We start from the raw sequence: 21,548 nt of genomic DNA, 5'->3' as shown, positions 1-21,548 counted from the left end.
CGATTGCCCAGGTAGTGGACAATCATGATTTCAGACGTCGGCGTGAACCAGCTTGGGCGCGGTGCTGATTCGGGCCACGAGCAGGGCGGCGAAGCACAGCCCGGCGATGGTCAGCCAGCCGAGATGGGCAGGCGACCGGAAGGCCGCGGCCGAGGTGAGAGCGTCGGGATGGCTGGCGATCAGCGACCCGATCACCGCGACGCCGAGCGACTGACCGATCTGCCGGGACGTGGTTGCCAGGCTGGCCGCGACCCCGGCCTGCGCGACGGGCAGCCCGGCCACCGCGGTCGCCGTGATCGGCGTGTAGATCAGGCCGATGCCCGCGCCGAACAGCGCGTAACCGATGAGCAGCACCAGGTTTCCGCTGCCGTCGAAGGTCGCGGTCAGGACCGCCGCCGCGACGGTCGCCAGCACTGCCCCTGCGCTCAGCGCGCTGCGGGCGCCGCGGTGCGCGACGATCCGGCCGGACATCGGCCCGAACACGAACATGGCCACCGCCATCGGCACCAGCGCGAGCCCGGCCGCGAGCGGCGAATCGTGCCGGATCTCCTGGAGATAGAAGGTGTTCAGGAACAGGAACCCGCCCAGTGCCGCGAAGGCGAGGATGGCGATGACGAACGCACCGGTGAACGGGGCCGACCGGAACACCCGCAGATCGATCAGCGGATGCGGATGCCGCGGCGCGTAGCGCAGCAGCACGCCGAGGCAGGCCACCGACCCGGCGAAGCAGCCCAGCGTCACCGGCGCGAGCCAACCCCGGTGCGGCCCTTCGATGATCGCGAACACCAGCAGCCCGAGCACGCCGATCACCAGCAGCTGTCCCAGCGGATCGAGCGCGCGCGGCTGCTCGGATCTCGACTGCGGCACGACCAGGAAGGTGAGTGCCAGCGCGACGGCCGCGATCGGCACGTTGATCCAGAACACCGCTTCCCAGCCGATCGCGTGCACCAGGAACCCGCCGATCACCGGGCCCGCCGCCATGCCGATCCCGATCGACCCGCTCCAGACCCCGATCGCCCGCACCCGTCGCCCCGGCTCGGTGAACACCGCCGAAATGATCGCCATCGCAACCGGAGTCAGCATCGAACCGCCGACCGCCTGCACCACCCTGAACCCGATGAGCCAGCCCATCGAGGGCGCGAGACTACAGGCCAGCGAACTCATGGTGAATAGGGCAAGGCCGAGCTGGAAGACGGTCCGCCTGCCGATCCGGTCGGCCAGCGAGCCGGACAGGGTCAGCAGGCAGGCCAGGGTCAGCGTGTAGGCCGCGACCACCCATTGCGCACCGGCCACCGAACCGTGGAGCCCCCGGCCGATCGCGGGTAGCGCGACGTTGACCGCGGTGGTGTCCACGTTCGCCATCACCACGGCGGCGCAGCAGACCGCCAGCACCGTGGCCTGCCGCATCGTCGTGGGAACACTCGGCGCAACCGGGGCGCTGATCGACATGGCAGCATACTTGCAGCATCCCGCCCGTCTGCCGCTGCCAACACACCGTGCGGTCCGCTTCGTTCCACTTGGAAATCCATGTGCACGGGGCTAGTGGACGCCCGCGGCGACGGGCGCGCGGGCCGGCCCGAGCGGGTGACCCCCGTGCAGCCGGAACTCCTGCGGCGGGCAGCCTTTCCAACGACGGAAGGCCCGGATGAAGGACGCGGCCTCGGCGTAGCCGAGGCGGGCGGCGACCTGCTCGGTGGTCAGGCCGGTGTGCACGAGCAGCTGCTCCGACATCAGCTGCCGGACCTCGTCGAGCAGTCCGCGGAACGACGCGTCCTCTTCGTTGAGTCGCCGCGACAGGGTGCGCGGGCTCATGAACAGCTCGTTGGCGACCGCGATCTGGTCCGGAATGGTGCCGGGGTTGCGGACGAGCAGATCGCGGACCGCGCCCGCGACGCCGGAGCGGGCGCGGTGCCGATCCAGCAGATCGCGGCACAGCTGCGCGCACGCACTACGCGCGCGTTCATTCGTCGCCGGTACCGGCCGGTCCAGCCGGCGGCCGTCGAATGACACCGTGTCGGTGTCCGCGCCGAAACTCGGTTCGACGCCGTAGATTTCGCGATAGCTGCCGAGATCCGCGGGCAACCCACGACGGAATTCGATGCGGGCGGGCGGAATTCCGGTGTCGAACAGCTGGCCGCTGATTGCGCCGAGCGCGGCGATGATTCGCTCGGCGAGAAATACGCGCAGCTCCGGCGGGCATTCGGAATCGTCGAACCGCAATCGCAGCACGCCGGCGGATTCCGCGGCGAGGAACCGGCCGGAAACGAAGGCGCGGTCCAGATAGCGCGCCATTACGTCGAGCGCGTCCCGTGTTGTCCGGCTGCTCAGCAGGGCGAGCGCCCAGGGGCCGGACAACGGGATTTCGGCTCTGCGCCCCGCTTCCGCCCCGAGCGCCGCCTCGACGCCGAAGCGGCCGAGCAGATTACGCACGACCAGTAGTTCCTGCCGGGCCGTGCACTCGATATCGGTGGCCGACAGCCCGGTGCCGGACAGGCATTCCGTTATGGACATTCCACGCTCTGCGGCGAGCGCGATCAGCACGCGGACGCTCGACGTGCTGCGGCGAAATTCCCGGTCGAACATGTACTCGCATTCCTCATCGAATTCGCCGTACCGGACGGCTTGGCGAAATCTATCAATGCGCGGGCGATCTGTGGTGCGAAACGACGAACTGCTCAGGGAATGCGCAGCAGCATTTCGTTCAGCGGGGTGCTGCGCTTACCGGGAAACCATTGGCCGAGTTGGCGACTCAGCGGGATGCGCAGTTCGTCGCGGGCCTGCGCCGAGCGCTCCCGCAGGACGGCGGGTGCACCGTCGATCAGGAAGTAGATCAGTCGCCAGCTGTCCGGCACGGCCCGCACCTCGGCCGGCACCTCCGCCCGATCCTGTTGCGGGGCAGCCGATTCGATGCCCACCATCGATCGGCCCACGGCCTCGCGCAGACCATCGAGGTCGGCGGGGGAATCAGGCGCAGCCGGTCAAGCAGTCCGGCGCCGCGGTGCACGCAACAGGGTGATGCTCACCGCGAGCAGCCAGAGGATGGTCAGGCCGCCGGTCGACGCCGTGGTGCCCCAGCCGTTGGCCGCGTAGAAGTTCGCCGGATCGTTGCCACAGAACATGGACGGCACGAAGATCAGGTGGATGGCGGCCAGGCCGAAGGCCGTCCACATGGTCCAGCGCGGCAGCAGCCCGGTGCCCGCGATCGCGCTGCCGAAGGCGATCAGGAACAACGCGATCAACAGCTTCGACAGCGAGCCGTAGAGGATGTAGGTGCCGGTCACGGCGATGGTCGGATCGATCGGATCGGGCGCGGCGATGGCCGCGCCGACCTCGAGGCAGGTGGCGACGCTGGTGACCGTGAGCCACATCAGGCCCGCCGCCGCGCTGATCGAGCCGATCCACGCGTACGCCGGGCCGCGTTCTTTCAGCAGGTGCGGGAGCCCGATCATGAACACCACCAGCAGGACGTTGCCGATGAGCCCGAACATGCTGCGGGTGAGGATGTTCCAATCCGGCGGCGGGCCCGCGTAGACGAAGTACAGCGGTAGCTCGACGAGCATCAGGAGCGTGGCGACCAGCCCTGCCGTGCCGGTGGTTCGTCGGATGACGGTGCTGTCCATGGACCCTCGCTTTCGCTGGTCCACCCCGCTCGATGCGTGGCGACCAGGCTCTTTCCTATTTAGTATATCTCTTATACTATAAGACGCATGCTAACCTTCCCGCCGGTCGAGCACAAGCGCTGAGGAGGCGAACCGGACGATGGGCGACGACACCCCGCCGAGCGAGCTGGTCCGCCTGTGGCGCCTGCCCACCGGTCCGCGGCTCGGCCGTCCCGCCGGGCTCGATGTCGAGCAGGTCGTGCGCACCGCCGTGCACCTGGCAGACCGCGACGGGCTGTCCGGGGCCACCCTGCCGAAGATCGCCGAAACCCTCGGCGTCACACCGATGTCGCTCTATCGCCACATCGGCTCGAAGGAGGAACTGCTCGTCCTCATGGGCGACGCAGGCACCGGTCCTCCCCCGAATTTCGCCGCCCCGGAAGAGGATTGGCGTCCAGCGCTGCGCGAGTGGGCCGCCGCCCTGTGGTCCGTGCACCGGCGGCGCCCGTGGCTGACCCAACTACCCATCTCCGGCCCGCCGAGTGGACCCAGCGCGATCGGCTGGATGGACGCGGGCCTACGCGCCCTCCGCCCCACCGGGCTCGACGCCGGCGCGAAGGTCGGCATCGTCATGGTGGTCAGCGGCTACGTCCGCCAAGCCGACCTGATCGCGCAGCAACTCGAACAGGGCAGGCGCACAACCGGTCTCGACGAGGTCGAGACCAACCGCAACTACGCCCGCCACATGGCCCGCCTGGTCGACCCCGAACTCTTCCCGGACGCGTCCGAACTCTTCCACTCCGGCCTGTTCCAGTCCGCACCCCCGCCCACCACCCCCGACCCCAGTCGAGAAGATTTCGAGTTCGGCCTGGATCTCATCCTCGACGGCGTAGCCGCGACCATCGCCCGCACCAACACATAACCGCTACTGGCACAACGCACTTCGTTATAGCTCGCAATTCGCCTGGCGTTGCGCAGCGCAGTGGTGGGGTCGTGCCTGGTGCCGCCGAACAGCACCGAGGCAGTCAGGGGGCACGCAAGGCGATCAAGAGTTTTGGACGACGAGGCCGAGGTGGCGGGCGAAGGCGGGGGCCAGTTCCATGAGCTGGCCGTTGTCGATGGTGGCGCCGCGCAGGGAGTCCAGGCCGTCGGTGATGTCGAGGGCTCGGGCGCCGCGGAGGTCGACCTTGGTGAGTTTCACCCGGTTCATGATCATGCTCTCCAGGGTGGAGCCGGGGAAGGTGACGTTGGTGAGGGTGGCGTCGCCGAAATCGCAGTCGCGCAGGACGCATTCGACGAAGCTGACATCGCGCAGCTGGGCGGTGCGGAAGTTGACCGAATCGAACTTGCACCCTTCGAAGCGCACGCGGCGCAAGCGGGAGCCCGCCAGGTCGACGCCGGACATGGCGCCGGCGATGACCTCGCCGTCCTGCCAGCCGGTGTCGGCGAGTTCGGTGCCGATCCAGCGGACATTGCGCAGCCAGACATCGACGAACCTGGTGTGCCGCAGGCTGCCTCGATGGAACGCCAGCGAGGTCAGCGCGGATTCGTTGAAGCGGGCATTCTGCACCTCGACGTCGTCGAGTTCGGCGCCGTCGAGGTGCACGCAGTCGTAGTCACCCTCGGGTTCGAGCTCGCCCGTCCAGGCCGCGAGGTGGCGCGCGTACGGCAGGTCTTCGAGCTCGCGGGGCATTCGGGTCCTCCTGGTGACGGGTCATGGTGCGACAGCGGTCGAGTATTCCGGGCGGCACTGACAGGTTCAGCCGGAGGTCTCCCCCGGCAGGCGGGCGGCGCGCGCGTGCAGGTAGCGCTGCTGCGGAATGCTCAGGGTGTGCTGCGCGGCAAGCAGATACGCGGCACGGGCGGCCGCGGTATCGCCGGTGGTCTCCAGCAGGTGGGCGCGTACCGCGTGCAAGCGGTGGTCATCGGCGAGGCGGCCGTCGGCTGCCAGATCGTCGACGAGTTTCATCGCCGCGTGCGGTCCGCGGGCCATCGATACCGCGACAGCGTGATTGAGCGCGATCATCGGATTGTCGACCAGGGCGAGCAGCCGCTCGTAGAGCAGCATGATCTGCGGCCAGTCGGTGTCCGGGTAGCTCGACGCCTCGTCGTGCAGTGCGGCGATCGCGGCCTGGAGTTGGTACGGGCCGGGGACGCCGCGCGGCAGCGACGCGGTGATCAGCGCGATGCCCTCGGTGATGAACGCGGCGTTCCATCGGCTGCGGTCCTGGTCTGCCATCGGGATGAGTTCACCGCCGGGTCCGGTGCGCGCGTCCCGGCGGGCGTCGGTGAGCAGCAGCAGCGCGAGCAGCCCGGCCACCTCCGCGTCGCCGGGCAGCAGCCGATGCACCAGACGGGTGAGCCGGATTGCCTCCGTGGACAATTCGACCCGGTGCAGGCTCGCGCCGGAGGTGGCGGCGTAGCCCTCGGTGAAGATCAGGTAGAGCACGTGCAGCACCGCGGCGAGACGGGCGTCGCGGTCGCCGAGGGCGGGCGGGGCGAACGGGACGCCGCTGTTCTTGATCGTCAGCTTGGCCCGGCTGATGCGTTTGGTCATGGTCGGTTCGGGGACCAGGAAGGCGCGGGCGATCTCCGCGGTGGTCAGGCCGCCGACCGCGCGCAAGGTGAGCGCGACCTGCGACGACGGCGACAGTGCCGGGTGGCAGCACAGGAACAGCAGGATCACGGTGTCGTCGGAGTCCGCCGGTTGCCGGTCGGCGGGCGGGGTCAGCCAGTCCTGCGGCAGCACCCATCGGGCGACGGTCTCCTCGCGCTGTCGGCGGGCCTGCTCGCTGCGCAGCAGATCGGTCAGCCGACGGGACGCGACGGTGATCAACCAGGCCCGCGGATTATCGGGAATGCCCTGACCGGGCCATTGCGCCGCGGCGGCGAGCAGTGCCTCCTGCACCGCGTCCTCGGCGGTGTCGAAGTGGCCGTAGCGGCGGACCAGCGCGGCGAGGACCTGCGGCGCGCAGACGCGCAGCAGGTCCGCCACGTCGTGATTCGGCATCTCAGCCGAACTCGGGTGCCGCCTCGGCGACCGGCCGCACATCGGCATAGGCCGTGTCCGCGAGGTGTGCGGGCGCCGGGCATCTGCCGAGTTGGGCCGCGATCTCGGTGGCGCGGTCGAAGCTCTCGCATTCGACGATCCAGTAGCCGGCGAGCACCTCCTGGGTCTCCGCGTACGGTCCGTCGGTGACGAACGCGCCGCCCTTGCCGCCGATCCGCCGGGTGTGCACCGGTTCGGCCAGACCGCGAGTTTCGACCAGTTCGCCGGATTCCTCGAGGCTCTTGTTGAACTCGGTCATGAACTGGACCATGGCCGCGAACTCCTCGGGAGTCCACGCGGGTTTGCCGGTCTCCTTGCCGGACAAGCCGTCGTAGTCCTGCTGCGAGCCGTAGCTCAGGATCATGTATTTCATCGCAATTCCTCCGAGTCGGCGGCACCGCGGTGGTGCCGCTCATCAAGAACGTCGGCGCTGCCGACCATTCTCGGACATCCGGGAAAAGTTCGATGCGGCCGCGGCCGGGCACATGACATGCTGGGGTTCATGACGATCGACGGAACGGTTGCCCCTGGTTTCGAGCCGGTACGGGACGCGTTTGCCGCGAACTTCGCCGATCAGGGCGATGTCGGGGCGGCCGTATGCGTGTATCGGGACGGGCGGCCGGTGGTCGATCTGTGGGGTGGGCTCGCCGATCCCGACGCCGGGCGGCCGTGGGCGCGGGACACGCTTCAGCTGGTCTACTCGGCGACCAAAGGGGTGGTCGCGGCGGCGGCGCATCTGCTGGTCCAGCGCGGTCTGCTCGAGCTGGACGCGCCGGTCGCACGGTACTGGCCGGAGTTCGCGGCTGCCGGCAAGGAGCAGATCCCGGTGCGCTGGTTGCTGACGCATCAGGCCGGGCTCGCGGCGCTCGACCAGCCGGTGCCGCTGGACGACGCGCTGGCGTGGACGCCGATGGTCGACGCGCTGGCCGCGCAGACACCGAACTGGACGCCCGGCACCGACCACGGTTATCACGGGCGCACCTTCGGCTGGTTGATCGGCGAGGTGATTCGTCGCATCACCGGGCGGACGGTCGGGCAGTTCCTGGCCGCGGAGATCGCCGAGCCGTACGGGATCGACTTCTTCATCGGTTTGCCTGCGGCGCAACGCGATCGGGTCAGCCGACTGGTGTTCGCGCCGAAGCCGGATCTGGATTCGGTGCCGGACGAGCTGATTCCGGAACAGCTGCGGCCGATGGTCGCGGCGATGCGCGATCCGGAGTCGTTGGCGAACCGGGCCTTTCAGATCACCGACCCGCCGGACATCGACTTCAACTCGCCCGCAGTGCAGGCCGCGGAGATCCCGGCGAGCAACGGTATCGGCACGGCCCGCGGGCTGGCCAGGTTGTACGCGGCGCTGGTCGGCGAGGTCGACGGCAAGCGTCTGCTCACCCCCGAAACCCTCACCGCCGCCACCCGTGAGCAGACCAGCGGCCTCGACCGGGTCATCATGCTGCCGGACCGCTACGCCACCGGCTTCATGCTCCCCATAGCCGACCTGACCCTCGGCGGCCCCACCACCTTCGGACACCCCGGCCGCGGCGGCTCCCTCGCCTACGCCGACCCCGACCGCACCCTCGCCTTCGCCTACGTCACCAACTACATCATCGAAGGCGCAGTGGACCTACGCGCCCGAAACTTGGTGGACGCGTTGGAAACCGCGCTGGGGTAGGACAGGAAGGCACCTCTCCGCCTGCGCGGATTTGCGATCGGACCGAGCACGCATACGCCCAGTCAACAGTGCCGCACGCTACGCAATGAATCAGCTTCCAGTGCAACAACTTAGCCGAAATCGTGCGCTGAGAAGCACGATCAGTGAGCCGAACCTGTTGCGCTCCTTCAAATCGCGCTTGGATAGCGCTCCGCGCGATTCATCTCTGACCGCGTCGATTCGCCGGCGATCCGAGGTGCCGTCAACGAAATGTGCTTGCATGACACAGGGAAATGCGCTGGGCACGATCCGGCCGCGACACATCGATAGCCGCTGGCGCAGCGATCGATGGCGGAACGTGCAGCGGAAGACGACGCACGCTGCGCTTGGTTCGGCGCAAGACGCGGAACTGCCTGGCGGTGCCGGTGGTCTCGTGGCCCGGCACGAGGCGCGGGGCGTCAGCGGAGGGTGCGGATCCAGCGGCGGGTGTCGGCGGGGTCGATGACGTCGTCCAGTTCGAGCAAGGTGGCGGCGGTCAGGGCTTTGCCGGTGGTGTAGGCGAGGGCGACCATGTTGTCGAAGGCCTCCTGCTGTGCGACCGGGTCTTCGATGGCGGCGAGTTCCTTCGCGAAGCCGAGGCGAACAGCGCCTTCCAAACCCATGCCGCCGATTTCGCCGGTGGGCCAGGCGATGACGAAGCGGGGCGCGCGGAAGGAGCCTGCGGCCATGGCCTGGGCGCCGAGGCCGTAGCCCTTGCGCAGGATGACGGTACCCCAGGGGACGGACAGGGCGGCGGCGTCGATGAAGAGGCGGCTGAATTTCGTTACGGTGGCGTCCTTTTCGGCGTCCGGGCCGACCATGAAACCCGGTGTGTCGCAGAGCGATACGATCGGCAGCCGATGGGCTCCGCACAGGCGCAGGAAGCTGCCGAGTTTCTCGGCGGCGGGGGCATCGATGGCGCCGCCGAGGTGGTGACAGTTGTTGGCGATGAGGCCGTAGGGGTGCCCCTCGACGCGGATCAGGGCGGTGACGATGCCGACCGCCCAGTCGGGGCGCAGCTCACGGACGGAATCGACGTCGGCGACCGCCTCGATCGCGGCGTGGATGTCGAAGGCGTGCAGCCGGTTCTCCGGGATCACGTGGCGCGCCAGGCGCGGGTCCGGCGCGGTCCAATCATCCACTGGTCCTTGGAAATAGGCGAGATAGTCCTTGGCGACGCGGACCGCCTCGGCTTCGTCGGCGGCGACGATGTGCACGACCCCGTTGCGGCGCTGGACCTCGATCGGGCCGATGTCTTCGGGGGCGTAGACGCCGAGTCCGCCACCCTCGATCATCGCCGGGCCGCCCATGCCGATATTGGCGTCGGGGGTGGCGATCACGACGTCACACATCCCGAGCAGCGCGGCGTTACCCGCGAAGCAGCGGCCGGACACGATGCCGATCAGCGGGACTCGGCCGGACAACGCGCCCATGGCGTGGAAGGTGGTGACGTCGAGTCCGGAGATGCCGCCGGTGTCGGTGTCGCCGGGGCGACCGCCGCCGCCCTCGGTAAAGAAGATCACCGGAAGGCGCTGAGCGGCAGCAATTTCCAGCATGCGGTCGGTCTTGGCGTGGCCGCGATAGCCCTGGGTGCCTGCCATGACGGTGTAGTCGTAGGCGAGCACGACCACCCGGGTGCGGTCGGCGCCGAACCGCTCGGCGTTGACCGTGGCGACGCCGCCGATCAGGCCGTCGGCGGGGGTGTTCGCGATCAGATCTTCCGGGCTGCGGCGGAGGCGCTGGGCGGCTACGGCGAGGGCGCCGTATTCGACGAAGCTGTCCTCGTCGACGAGGTCGGTGATGTTCTCGCGGGCCGTGCGCCGACCCAGTCGGTGACGCTTGGCGACGGCGGCGGGTCGGGCCTCGTCCAGGCCGATGCGGTGACGTTCGCGCACCTCGGCCAAGTCCGGGCGGATGGTGTCGAGGTCGACCGCCACGTTGTCGGCGACGGTTCCGTCATGGTCGGCCTCGGTCCAGATGAGCAGGGGCGCATGCGGATCCACCGTCGCACCGGCGGCCGCGACGTGTCGCCGGACGAGCAACGGTTGCTCGGCGCGGAGCACATGCTGCATCTTCATGGCCTCCAAGACGGCGATTTCGGCGCCGGCCGCGACGACGGTGCCGGGTTCGACGAGGCTGACCACCGTGCCGCCCATGGGTGAGCGGAGGGTTTGTTCGTCGTCTCGCAGGTCGACGGATTCGGCGATCGCCGTGACCGGTTCGAGATGCGGTGCCGGTGCGTAATCGATTGCCCGGGTAACGAGTTCGTCGAGATTCTGCGCCAACCACGCGGTCGATACGGTGACCCCGGCGGACAGCTCGTCCAGTGCCGCCCGCAGCAGTGCCGCGTTGGTATCGATGCCCACGACCACGGTTTCGGCCAAGGCGTCCGAACAGCGGCGCAGCGCAGCGGAATACGAGGGACCGCGGGCGATCACCTTGGCCAGCAGCGAATCGAACTGTGCCCCTTGCCGCATGCCGGTGTAGGCGGCGGTGTCGACGCGCACGCCGACGCCGGTCGGTGCGGCGAACTGTGCCACGGTGCCGGTGCTGGGCAGCACATCGCCACCCGCGGTGACGATTTCGGCGTTCACTCGGGCCTGCACGGCATAGCCGCGGGGTGGGCCGGCGGGCAATTCGAGGTCCGCGAGGGTGCGGCCCTGTGCCAGATCCAGCTGGATCGACACCAGGTCCACGCCCATCACCTCCTCGGTGACGGTGTGCTCGACCTGGAGCCGCGGGTTCACCTCGAGGAACCATGCCTCGTCACCGCGCACGAGGAACTCGACGGTGATCACGCCGCGACAACCCACCGATTCGGCGAGGCGCACCGCGTCACCGTGCAGCCGATCCCGCAGTGCCGCGGCAAGATCGGGCGCGGGCGCCACTTCGATCAGCTTCTGATGCCGCCGCTGCACGCTGCAATCCCGGTCACCGAGGGCAACGGCGCGTTCCCCATCCGCCACCACCTGCACCTCGATATGCCGAGCATCCGCCACCAGTGCTTCCGCATAAACCGTGGCATCCCCGAATCCCGCCAACGCCTCCGCCCGACACCGCTCATACGCCTCCCCCAGCGATTCCGCGTCCCGCACCTCGCGCATCCCACGCCCGCCACCCCCGGCCGCCGCCTTCACCATCACCCCATCCGGATGCGCGGCAAGCAATTCCGCGATCTCGGCGATCCCCGCACCGCTGGACGTGGCCGCCAACACCCGCACCCCCGCGCGTTCCGCCGCCGCCCGCGCCGCGATCTTGTCGCCGAAGGTCCGCAACACCTCCGGCGCCGGTCCCACGAAGACGAGATCGGCTGCCGCACAAGCAGAAGCAAGCTCCGCACTCTCACTGAGAAATCCATACCCCGGATGCACCAACGCCCCGGCCCCCGCCTTCCGCGCCGCCCCCACCACGGCCGCGACATCCAAGTACGCGGCCGCCCCCACCCCCGAAAGCTGCACCGCATCATCCGCCAACCGAACATGCAGCGCATCCCGCTCCTCAGCGGTAAACACGGCCACCGTCCCCCACCCACGCTCCCGAGCCGCCCGCAAAACCCGAACCGCCACCTCACCCCGATTAACCACCGCCACGCGCATCCCGCCAGTCTCCCCCATCCCACCCCTGCACCCATCAGGACATCCCCGACCCAAATCGCAGAAACCTTCTATCCCGCCCTTCCCCGGACGACCAGCCTCCCGCACCCCAATAACCACCATCCATGCCTTACAAGACCCGAATCGCGAAAACTCCTCCACCACATCGCGATACCGACGGCCAGTCGCCCAACACCACAGGGACACGTCCGAGGCAAATCGCTATAAAACCTCCCCCACGTCCCGCTAGACCACGCATGCGACACCAAACGGGCCATGCCTGCAACAAATCGCGAGAGCTCCCTCCACCACATCCGGCCTTGAACGCAACCGAACACCCGATGAACCCCATTCCGGCAAGTCGAAGACATCCCCCCAGGTCCCACTCGCCCGAGCCCGCAACGTCAACCGGGACATCGCCGAGGCGAATCACGAGAATTCCCTCCACCACGTCCCACTCGGAACCCGGCCCGGACCCGACGAGGACCTCGCCAAGACGAACCACAAGAATTCCCTCCACCACGTCCCACTCGCAAAGGTAGACAGCACCGAACGGGACGTCATCGAGACGAACAGCAAGCGGGCACCCAACTAGGTCCCACCCGGAACCCAAGCGAACAAGGCGGGACCTCACTGAGGCAAATCGGACGAAATCCCACACCCAGATCCCACTCGGCCGTACTGACAACGTGAACCGGGACACGGCTGAGGCGAATCCAACGAAAACCCACACCCAGATCCCACTCGGCCGCACTGACAACATGAACCGGGACACGACTGAGACGAATCCAACGAAAACCCACACCCAGATCCCACTCGGCCGCACTGACAACATGAACCGGGACACGGCTCAGACGAATCCAACGAAAACCCACACCCAGATCCCACTCGGCCGCACTGACAACATGAACCGGGACACGGCTCAGGCGAATCCGGAGAGTGCCTCCCCGATACCTCACTGGCGAGGCCCGGACATAGAACAGGACGTAGTCGAGGCTGATCGCGACAAGATGCTCAGCCAAGTCCCACTCGACAAAGCCGGCGGCATAGACAGGCACAGTTGAGCCCGCGCGCAAGGCGGCCGCGCGCGCTTCCGCTCGTAACGCGAGCAATCCCCAAACGGGACCTCGCAGATGCGCATCGAAAGAAGACCCTCCAACACATCCCGCCCGGGACACAAGCAACTCCCGATGGGACCTCACCGAGCCAAACCGCAGAAACACCCGCCGCCACGCCCCACTCAACCCGCCGCACGACACCACGCGGGACCTGACCGCGACAAAACCCGACAACACACCCAGCCACGTCCCACTCGAAACACCAGCGAACACCTGACGGGACCTCACCGAGGCAAACCGCAGGAACACCCGCGGCCATGCCCCGCTCGGCGGAGCCAGCAACACCACACTGGCTGAGATGGATCGGCGAGAGCCCGCCGCCACCTTTTGTGAGACGCGAGCTGGTTCGAATTGGATCTCGCTAGGCAATTCGCAAGAGCCCACTCCGGCACGTCCCGCTTGGCGAAGGTCTACGGCATCAACGGAACATCACCTCGGCAATAGCGAGAGCTGCCTCTACCAGACCCACTCGTGAAGCCCTATGGCAGCGAACGGACAAGCTAGGCGAATCACGCGAAGCGCTCCGCCATCACCCGCTCGCGGAGGCATGCAGCATTGAACGGGACGGCACCGAGCCAAATCACGATAAGGACCTCCGCCCAATCCCGCTCGCGGAGCATGCAGAGCCGAACGAGACCGCGCCACGACCAACCACGAGAGGACACTCGGCTATGTCCCGCTCGCGAAAGCATGCGGAGCCGAACGGGACACGGTTGAGGCGAATCACGCAAGAGCGCCCCGCCAAACCCCACTCGCGAAGACATGCAGCAGCGAACGGGATCGCACCGAGACAAATCACCAGAGGACACTCAGCTATGTCCCGGAGGCGAAAGTATGCGGAGCCGAACGGGACCGCACTGAGGCAAATCGCGAGAAGGACCTCCGCCTAGTCCCGGTCGCGAAAGCATGCGGAGCCGAACGAGACCGCACTGAGGCAAATCGCGAGAAGGACCTCCGCCTAGTCCCGGTCGCGAAAACATGCGGAGCCGAACGGGACCGCACTGAGGCAAATCGCGAGAAGGACCTCCGCCTAGTCCCGGTCGCGAAAACATGCGGAGCCGAACGGGACACGGTTGGGGTGAATGACGCGAGTGGGCTCCGCTAGGTCCCGCTCAGGGGCGTGCAGGATCGAATGGGACCTCACCGAGGCAAATCGTGAGAGGGCACTCGGCTATGTCCCGGAGGCGAAAGCATGCGGAGCCGAACGGGACATGGTCGGGGTGAATCGCGCGAGTGGGCTCCGCTAGGTCCCGTTCGCGGAAGCATGCAGCAGCGAACGGGACCTCACCGAGACAAATCACGAGAAGACACTCGGCTATGTCCCGCTCGCGAAGGCTTGCGGAGCCGAACGGGACCGCACTGAGGCAAATCGTGAGAAGGACCTCCGCCTAGTCCCGGTCGCGAGAACATGCGGAGCCGAACGGGACATGGTTGGGGTGAATCACGCGAGGGGGCTTCGCTAGGTCCCACTCAGGGCGTGCCAGATCGAACGGGACCGCACCGAGCCAAATCACGAGAGGGCGCTCGGCTATGTCCCGGTCGCGAAAGTATACGGAGCCGAATGGGACGTGGTTGGGGTGAATCGTGCGAGGGGGCTTCGCTAGGTGCCGCTCAGGGGTGTGCGGGATCGAAGGGGGCCTCACCGAGGTAAATCGTGAGAGGGCGCTCGGCTTTGTCCCGGTCGGGATGGGGGCGGGCGGCGGACGGGACTTGGCTGGGGTGGGGCGTGGGGAGGGGATCGGTTAAGTCCCGATTGGTGGGTTCGCGGCGGGGCTGCGGCGGGGGTGGCTGGTCGGCTGGTCGGCTGGCGGCTGGCGGCTGGCGGCTGGCGGCTGGCGGAGCATGCGGTTACCGGTCGAGTGTCGCTGGTGATGTGCGGCGGGACCTTTGGCACTGGTGGCGATTACGACGCCGTGGTGGTGGATACCTTTGGTGAAAACTTCGATCTCGCTGAGGGTTTCACCTGAACGCGGGCGATGGGCGAAGTGGGGTTCGACCATCGCCCGCGGGTCGACGGGCGCATGCTCACTGCGACCGATCGGCTGGTGGCTGAGGAACTCGTCGTGCTGGTCGATGTACGCGGGGATGATCAACGCGTCGGCTCTCCACGGGAGCCGCCCGAAACTGTCAACACTGCAGGCGATGTCAGGTCGGGGCGGCTACGGGGTCAGCGAGGCGGTGATCAGGCTGCGTCGTGTTCGATCAGGCTGTTGGCGCAGTCGAGGACCGCTCGGTCGGCGGGGCGGGGTGCCCAACCGAGGAGGCGTTTGGCCTTGTCGGTGCTGTGCCGGTTGCGCCGGCCGAGGGCGGGCGCGATTTCGCCGAGCGCCGCGTCGCTGAGCCGGGCGGCGAGCTTGACCGCGAAGTCGGGCAGCTGGCGGGTGGAGACCTGCTTGCCGCGCGCGCCGAGCCCCTCGTGCAGGGTGCGGGCGATGTCGCGCATCCACATGAATTCGCCGGTGGCGAGGAAGCGTTCGCCGGCGGCGGCAGGTTCGGTCATCGCGCGGATGTGGATGTCGGCGAGGTCGCGGACGTCCACGATCTCGAGGCCGATGCGCGGGACGCCGGGCAGCTTGCCGCCGACCATGCGGGCGACGATGTCGACGGATCCGGTGGTGCTCGTGGTGAGGATCGGGCCGAAGACCGCGCCGGGCAGGATGGTGGTGAGCTCGGTCGGGCCGTCGTAGTCGGCCATGAAATCCCAGGCCGCGCGCTCGGCGAGGGTTTTGGACCGGCGGTACGGGATCAGCGTCGGATCGTCGGGGTCGGTCCACAGCGTCTCATCGGTGATGCCGTCGGTCGCGGAGGATGAGGGGCTGGAGGCGTTCGCCGCCGAGGTCAGCACCACGCGCTTCACCCCGGCCTCGGTGGCCGCGCGCAGCACCCGAAGCGCGCCGCCGCGGGCCGCGTCGATCAGCGTGTCCGTGTCCGCGGCGGCGGCGTTGCGGCCGAGCGGCGAGGCGATGTGCAGCACGTAGTCGACGTCCTTGACCGCGGCGTCCCAGCCCTCGTCCGAGGTCAGGTCGGCGATGACGAAGCTCAGCCGCCCGGCGGGGTCGACCGCGGTGGACACGGCCGAGATGACGGCCGCCTCCTTGTCTTGGCCACGCACGGTCGTGCGCACGTCGTAGCCGCGTTCCAGCAGCTCGACGATGCACCATCCCGCTATGTAGCCACTCCCCCCGGTTACCAGAACCAACTCACCCATCGTCGTCCTCCATTGTGTTCGGAACGCCTGTGCGAGAATGAAACGGAGACCCCTCCGGTATGGATCGAGAGCGTACCGGAGGGCCCTCCGTTTAGCAAAGTTGTGTATCGGCACAGTGTGTATGGATGGAGCGCCGACATTGGTGGACACGCCGAAGCAGGCCAGAGTTGATGCCAGAACTAACCGCGAACGTGTCCTCGTCGCCGCCAGAGACGCGTTCGCCGGTTCCGGCGGCACGTCGCTGACGGCGATCGCCAAGCAGGCCGGGGTGGGCATCGGAACGCTGTACCGGCACTTCCCGAGTCGGGAATCACTGATCATCGCGGTCTACCGGCACGACCTCCAGGAACTCATCGATCTCGCGCCGACACTGCTGGACAGACATCCGCCGCTGACCGCGTTACGACTATGGTTCGACGAGGTCGCCAGATACGGACAGCTGAAATACGGTGTCGCCGAGGTCATCCACGCGGCGACCAACGGGGGGCTAGACGATGAGTACTACCAGCCGTTCGTGGGGGCGATCGGCTCGCTGCTCGAACGAGGTATCGCGGCAGGCACATTCAAACCCGACCTCGATCCCGAAGACGTACTGCTCCAGCTGAGTGTTCTCTGGCGGATCAACCCCGAGAACGGCGGCGCCGAACGGGCCGCGCGCATCCTCGATCTCATTGTCGATGGGCTACAGGTCAACCCGCAGTCCGACTAGGCGCGACAGCCGAGCTGTCCGCGATGTGCAGGACCGTGTCCGCGGTATCGAACGTCGCGCGGTCGAGCGGGAAGTACCCCTTCTCCGGAGTCGTCCCGGTCCGCATTCGAGCGCCGGCGATCGTGGCCGCGGGCGCCAAACCCCAAGTGCTGATTCGACTTTGCAGCGAACCCTCGTAGGTATCCGGCTCGGGCGCCGGCAGCTCCAGTCCCGGGCTGCGCCCCAGGCTGCCCGCGATGAAGGTGTACTGCTCACCCCACAGCGCCCCGACGATGGCGCCCACGCCGACCCAGTCGAGCACCATCCCGGCCACCTGCATCGTGCCGGGATGCCGCCGCAGGTGAAAGTTGTGCGCGTGCGCCAATGTCGCGCCGCGACCGGCCTCCAGCCGACGGATGTCGAGAAGGTTCTGGGCCATGATCGCGTCCCTGGTGGACGACAGCAGGGATATCCGCGCGTCCAGGTCGAGCTGCCGGGCGGCCTGCCGGTGGTAGCGGAGCAGGCCGATGCCGGCGGTGAGATATGTTCTGGCCCTGTGCCACTCGGCGGATGACGTGCGGTCGATCAGTTCCGGTGCGCGGCGTTCGAGCGCGACGAGCAGGTCGTGGGCGATCGAGCGCACCCGGTCGGCCTCGGGCGTGGCACCGATCGACTTGGTGGCGTCCAGGATTGCCTCCTCGCGGTCCCAGAGTTCGTCCGCACCGAGCAGATTCGCGAGGTCGAGATCGGATCGCAGGTAGTCGCGGGCGTATTCGAGGTAGCGGCGCGGGCTCGGCGCGGTGGTGTTCTCGGTTTGCCCATCGAAGCCGTGGAAGCTCAGGCGTTCCTCCGGCGGCCGCTGCCGGTTGTATTCGCGCATCCAGCCGACCAGCTGCCGGTTGCCCTCCAGCTTTCCCCAACCATGGGAGAAGCCTTCGTTCATCACGGTCTCGAAGGCGCCGACGCCGGTCTGCACGAAATCGTTCACGGCGAGCGCGGCGACCCGGTCGGTTTCGAGGGCGATCGACCGGAAACCGAGATCGGCAAGCTGCGCGAACAGTTCGTTGCGCACCAGTTGGAAGGCCGGTTCCTGGTGTGTCGGTTCGCCCAGTGCCACCAGGTCGCAGGGCGTGGGTACGAAGTCCCGAATGTTCTGACTCATGTATCTGAATCGTATCGTTGAAAGATCGGTTGAGACTTCTGCGCGCTGCCATCGCCGATGGCTCCGGTAAAGTCTCAAACCGGTGACCACCCTACGACCAGCCGACCTGGCACGCGAGCACGGCCTCTCGACCCAAGCCGTGCGAAACTACGAGCAGGATGGGTGCATCCCGCCCGCCGAACGCACGGCCAGCGGCTACCGGATCTACACCGAGGTGCACGCGGCGGCGCTGCGCACATACCTCGCGCTGATCCCTGCCTACGGGCACGCCGCAAGCGGCCGGATCATGAACGCACTGCACGATGCCGGGATCGAAGGCGTGCTGGTGACCATCGATCGCGGCCACAGCCAATTACTGCGTGACCGCGAGACTCTCGAAACGGTGCGCAAAGCGGTGACGCACCTGACAACCGAATCCCCTACCGCCACAGACATATCCGGTGACACCCGGACCATCGGCGAACTCGCGCACCAACTTCGGGTAACCCCGGCGACACTGCGCAACTGGGAAGCCGCGGGCATCCTCGCCCCGGCGCGCGACCCGGCCACCGGCTACCGCCGTTACGCCGCCAACGATCTCCGCGACGCCCACCTCACCGACCTACTCCGGCGCGGCGGCTACCCCCTGGAACACATCCGCACGGTGATCGAGCAGATCCGAACCGCAGGCGGCACCGACGCACTGACCGCAGCCCTGGCGGACTGGCAGCAAAAGCTCACCACCCAGGGCCTCGCCATGCTCACCGCAGCCACCCACCTAAGCCACTACCTGACCCTGCTCACGCACGGTTCCTGATTTCCCGCACCGGGAATTGCAGGCGATTTTCGGTGCGGGAAATCAGAAGGCGTGCGGCTCAGGCGGTGCGGGTCTCGGCCAGCGGGCGCTCCTCGGACTCGGCCGCGGTGCGGGTGAAGGTGAGCACGCCGTCCTCGATCGGGCCCTTGCGCAGCATCTTGCGGTCGCGGAAGTAGTTGTTGATCACCTGCCAGGGGCCGCGGGTGCCCTGGCGGGGCATGACCGCGTCACCGCGCTGGATGTACCCGGAGGTGAGCGCACCGCCCATCACCGACTCGGCGGCCCGGTCGCCTTCCTCGGCTACGGCGACGACTTTCGTGAAGCCGCCCGCCTTCATGTGGTTGAGCACGCGGCAGAAGTATTCGGCGGCGAGGTCGGCCTTGAGCGTCCAGGAGGCGTTGGTGTAGCCGAGCACCATCATCGCGTTCGGCACACCGTCGAGCATCGCGCCCTTGTAGACCACCCGGTCGCGGGTGACCACCGGCTCGCCGTCCACCTCCAGGGTGGCGCCGCCGAGCATCTGCACGCGCAGGCCGGTCGCGCTGATCACCAGGTCGGCGGGCAGTTCCTCGCCCGAGACGAGCCGGATGCCGGTCTCGGTGAAGGACTCGATGCGGTCGGTGACGATCGACGCCTTGCCGCTGCGCAGCACCTTGAACAGGTCACCGCTGGGCACCACGCACAGCCGCTGATCCCACGGATCGTAGGACGGCGTGAAGTGCTTCATGTCGATGTCCGAGCCGAGCCACATCCGCACCGCGCCGAGCAGCACCCGCTTCGACGCACCGGGATTGGTGCGGGAGAGCTGAAAACTGGCGCGCTGCAACGCGATATTGCGCGCGCGGCCGGTCCGATAGGCCAGCTTGGCCGGCACCCTGGCCAGCTTCAGGCCGACCGCGACCGGATCGTCGGCGGGCAGCGCGGTGATGTAGGTGGGCGAGCGTTGCAGCATGGTGACGTGCGCGGCGTCCTCGCTCATGGCGGGGACCAGGGTGATCGCCGTGGCGCCGCTGCCGATCACCACGACCCGCTTGCCGCGGTAGTCGAGCCCCTCGGGCCAGTGCTGCGGGTGCACGATCTGCCCGCCGAAATCGGCCTCGCCGGGGAATTCCGGGCGGAAGCCGTTGTCGTAGTCGTAGTAGCCGGTGCAGCCGACCAGGAAGTTGCTGGTGAAGGTCTCGACCGCACCGGTCTGCTCGTCGAGCGCCTCGACGGTCCAGATGCCCGCCTCGCTCGACCAGCGGGCGGTGGTGACCTTGCGGCCGAAGTGGATGTGCTCCTTGACGCCGTACTCGACGGCGGTGTCCTCGACGTACTGGCGGATGTGCGGGCCGTCGGCGAGCACCTTCGTGCCGATCCAGGGACGGAAGCCGTAGCCGAAGGTGAGCATGTCCGAGTCGGAGCGGATGCCGGGGTATCGGAACAGGTCCCAGGTGCCGCCGATCGCGGTGCGGCGCTCCAGGATCGCGTAGCTGCGTCCGGTCTGCTCGCGGGTGAGATGGCAGGCCATGCCGATACCGGAAAGGCCGGCACCGATGATCAGTACGTCGACATGCCGCGTCATTGAGGAATCCGTTTCGTCTGGTCACGCCCCGATCACCGTCGACCGAGAACCTGCGTAGAGGTTACGTGTTATTTCAGGTTACGTCTAGTAAAGGTTGCTGAAGGCGTGCCGCCGCGGGCGCGCCAATTAAAACCGCGCTGGTTTCAACCGGTGACTCCGTCGCGCCGGGGGCACAGCATGAATGACTGCGGCGCGCTCAGTGGTGCTGCGCGGATCTGTCCCCAACCCGAGGTGTCGAGTGTCATCAATTGTTCTGGAGCCGACACCGATTCGGGTTCGGTCGGCGACTCGGTGGCGGCCGCGCAAGACCTGGTTGCGGGTGGTGAGTCCGCTGGTCCTGGTGATCGCGTGGCAGGTGGCCAGCGCCACCGGCGCGCTACCGGAACGACTTCTGGCCTCGCCCCTGACGATCGTCCAGACCACGGGCGATCTGCTACAGGCCGGCACCTTGCAGGAAGCGATCACGGTATCGCTGGGCCGGGCGGCGATTGGGTTCGTGATCGGCGCCGCGCTGGGGATCGGGCTGGCGATTCTCGCCGGGCTGAGCACCATCGGCGAGTACGTCGTCGATCCGCCGATGCAGATGCTGCGGACCGTGCCGTTCTACGGCCTGATTCCGCTGCTGATCCTGTGGTTCGGCATCGGCGAGCTGCCGAAGGTGGTGCTGGTCGCGTTCGGTGCGGCGATTCCGTTGTATCTCAATACTTTCGCCGGCATCCGCGGCGTGGACGGCAAACTCGCCGAACTGGCGCAGGTGCAGCAGCTGGGCCGGCTGGCCGTCATCGGGCACATCGTGTTGCCGGGCGCGCTGCCGCAGATATTGGTCGGGCTGCGCCAATCGCTCGGTATCGCCTGGCTGGCGTTGATCGTGGCCGAGCAGGTCAATGCCGACGCGGGGCTCGGTTTCCTGATCAACGACGCGCGCGAGTTCCTGCGCACCGACGTCATCGTGGTCGGCCTGCTCGTGTACTGCGTGCTCGGTCTGCTGACCGACGCGTTCGTCCGATTGATCGAGAGGAAGGCGCTGGCATGGCGACGCGGATTCCTGGGACAGTGATTACCGAAGAGCTGATCGATGACAACC

17 protein-coding genes are annotated in these 21,548 nt (G+C 67.7%); 6 read left to right on the top strand and 11 right to left on the bottom strand.

The window, feature by feature from the left end; genetic code table 11:
* Positions 1-30: 30 nt before the first annotated feature.
* The 4 genes from ACFQ9K_RS15100 to ACFQ9K_RS15085 all read right to left on the bottom strand — a co-directional run bounded on the left by ACFQ9K_RS15100 (position 31) and on the right by ACFQ9K_RS15085 (position 3,620).
* On the bottom strand, positions 31-1,449 hold the full coding sequence (locus ACFQ9K_RS15100; protein WP_378716487.1) for an MFS transporter: 1,419 nt from the start codon (positions 1,447-1,449) through the stop codon (positions 31-33).
* Positions 1,450-1,539: 90 nt separating this feature from the next.
* A complete protein-coding gene (locus ACFQ9K_RS15095; protein ID WP_378716489.1) occupies positions 1,540-2,583 on the bottom strand; it encodes an AraC family transcriptional regulator ligand-binding domain-containing protein in 1,044 nt (347 codons plus the stop codon).
* Between the two features lie 92 nt (positions 2,584-2,675).
* Complete coding sequence (locus ACFQ9K_RS15090; RefSeq protein WP_378716492.1) at positions 2,676-2,918, bottom strand: hypothetical protein; 243 nt, start codon at positions 2,916-2,918, stop codon at positions 2,676-2,678.
* A 60-nt stretch (positions 2,919-2,978) separates the two neighbouring features.
* Positions 2,979-3,620: a hypothetical protein gene (locus ACFQ9K_RS15085; protein ID WP_378716495.1), complete on the bottom strand. Its 642-nt coding sequence runs from the start codon at positions 3,618-3,620 to the stop codon at positions 2,979-2,981.
* Between the two features lie 139 nt (positions 3,621-3,759).
* On the opposite strand from ACFQ9K_RS15085, the gene ACFQ9K_RS15080 reads away from it, so the two are divergent.
* A complete protein-coding gene (locus ACFQ9K_RS15080) occupies positions 3,760-4,521 on the top strand; it encodes a TetR/AcrR family transcriptional regulator (RefSeq protein WP_378716496.1) in 762 nt (253 codons plus the stop codon).
* A gap of 123 nt (positions 4,522-4,644) precedes the next feature.
* Here the strand turns inward: ACFQ9K_RS15080 and ACFQ9K_RS15075 are convergent, their stop codons facing one another.
* From ACFQ9K_RS15075 to ACFQ9K_RS15065, 3 genes are all read right to left on the bottom strand, one after another.
* A complete protein-coding gene (locus ACFQ9K_RS15075) occupies positions 4,645-5,292 on the bottom strand; it encodes a pentapeptide repeat-containing protein (protein WP_378716499.1) in 648 nt (215 codons plus the stop codon).
* Positions 5,293-5,358: 66 nt separating this feature from the next.
* The gene (locus ACFQ9K_RS15070) at positions 5,359-6,609 is read right to left on the bottom strand and encodes an RNA polymerase sigma factor (RefSeq protein WP_378716502.1); all 1,251 of its coding nucleotides are present in this window, start codon (positions 6,607-6,609) and stop codon (positions 5,359-5,361) included.
* A 1-nt stretch (position 6,610) separates the two neighbouring features.
* Complete coding sequence (locus ACFQ9K_RS15065) at positions 6,611-7,021, bottom strand: YciI family protein (RefSeq protein WP_378716504.1); 411 nt, start codon at positions 7,019-7,021, stop codon at positions 6,611-6,613.
* 129 nt (positions 7,022-7,150) lie between these two features.
* Here ACFQ9K_RS15065 and ACFQ9K_RS15060 point away from each other — a divergent pair, with 129 nt between their 5' ends.
* Positions 7,151-8,317, top strand: coding sequence for a serine hydrolase domain-containing protein (locus ACFQ9K_RS15060; RefSeq protein WP_378716505.1), 1,167 nt, complete (start codon positions 7,151-7,153; stop codon positions 8,315-8,317).
* Between the two features lie 437 nt (positions 8,318-8,754).
* Here ACFQ9K_RS15060 and ACFQ9K_RS15055 read toward each other — a convergent pair whose 3' ends face one another.
* Entirely contained in the window at positions 8,755-11,931 is a 3,177-nt protein-coding gene (locus ACFQ9K_RS15055) for a carboxyl transferase domain-containing protein (protein WP_378716561.1), read from the bottom strand.
* 2,899 nt (positions 11,932-14,830) lie between these two features.
* Between ACFQ9K_RS15055 and ACFQ9K_RS15050 the strand changes: the two genes are divergently transcribed.
* Positions 14,831-15,013 (top strand): hypothetical protein, encoded by a 183-nt coding sequence (locus ACFQ9K_RS15050; RefSeq protein ID WP_378716508.1) that lies wholly within the window; start codon positions 14,831-14,833, stop codon positions 15,011-15,013.
* Between the two features lie 215 nt (positions 15,014-15,228).
* Here ACFQ9K_RS15050 and ACFQ9K_RS15045 read toward each other — a convergent pair whose 3' ends face one another.
* Positions 15,229-16,254: an NAD-dependent epimerase/dehydratase family protein gene (locus tag ACFQ9K_RS15045; RefSeq protein WP_378716510.1), complete on the bottom strand. Its 1,026-nt coding sequence runs from the start codon at positions 16,252-16,254 to the stop codon at positions 15,229-15,231.
* Positions 16,255-16,396: 142 nt separating this feature from the next.
* Between ACFQ9K_RS15045 and ACFQ9K_RS15040 the strand changes: the two genes are divergently transcribed.
* Positions 16,397-16,963: a TetR/AcrR family transcriptional regulator gene (locus ACFQ9K_RS15040; protein WP_378716513.1), complete on the top strand. Its 567-nt coding sequence runs from the start codon at positions 16,397-16,399 to the stop codon at positions 16,961-16,963.
* On the opposite strand, the gene ACFQ9K_RS15035 is transcribed toward ACFQ9K_RS15040, so the two are convergent.
* The gene (locus ACFQ9K_RS15035; RefSeq protein ID WP_378716516.1) at positions 16,944-18,104 is read right to left on the bottom strand and encodes an erythromycin esterase family protein; all 1,161 of its coding nucleotides are present in this window, start codon (positions 18,102-18,104) and stop codon (positions 16,944-16,946) included. The two genes, ACFQ9K_RS15040 and ACFQ9K_RS15035, sit on opposite strands and share 20 nt — an antisense overlap.
* 82 nt (positions 18,105-18,186) lie before the next feature.
* Here ACFQ9K_RS15035 and ACFQ9K_RS15030 point away from each other — a divergent pair, with 82 nt between their 5' ends.
* Positions 18,187-18,900: a TioE family transcriptional regulator gene (locus ACFQ9K_RS15030; protein ID WP_378716517.1), complete on the top strand. Its 714-nt coding sequence runs from the start codon at positions 18,187-18,189 to the stop codon at positions 18,898-18,900.
* 58 nt (positions 18,901-18,958) lie between these two features.
* Here the strand turns inward: ACFQ9K_RS15030 and ACFQ9K_RS15025 are convergent, their stop codons facing one another.
* The gene (locus ACFQ9K_RS15025) at positions 18,959-20,464 is read right to left on the bottom strand and encodes a flavin-containing monooxygenase (protein ID WP_378716520.1); all 1,506 of its coding nucleotides are present in this window, start codon (positions 20,462-20,464) and stop codon (positions 18,959-18,961) included.
* Positions 20,465-20,783: 319 nt separating this feature from the next.
* Between ACFQ9K_RS15025 and ACFQ9K_RS15020 the strand changes: the two genes are divergently transcribed.
* Positions 20,784-21,521, top strand: coding sequence for an ABC transporter permease (locus ACFQ9K_RS15020; protein ID WP_378716562.1), 738 nt, complete (start codon positions 20,784-20,786; stop codon positions 21,519-21,521).
* Positions 21,522-21,548 lie beyond the last annotated feature (27 nt).

This window comes from Nocardia sp. NPDC056564 (genome assembly GCF_042793755.1).
Lineage (GTDB): Bacteria > Actinomycetota > Actinomycetes > Mycobacteriales > Mycobacteriaceae > Nocardia.
This window is presented reverse-complemented; position numbering and strand designations above follow the sequence as displayed.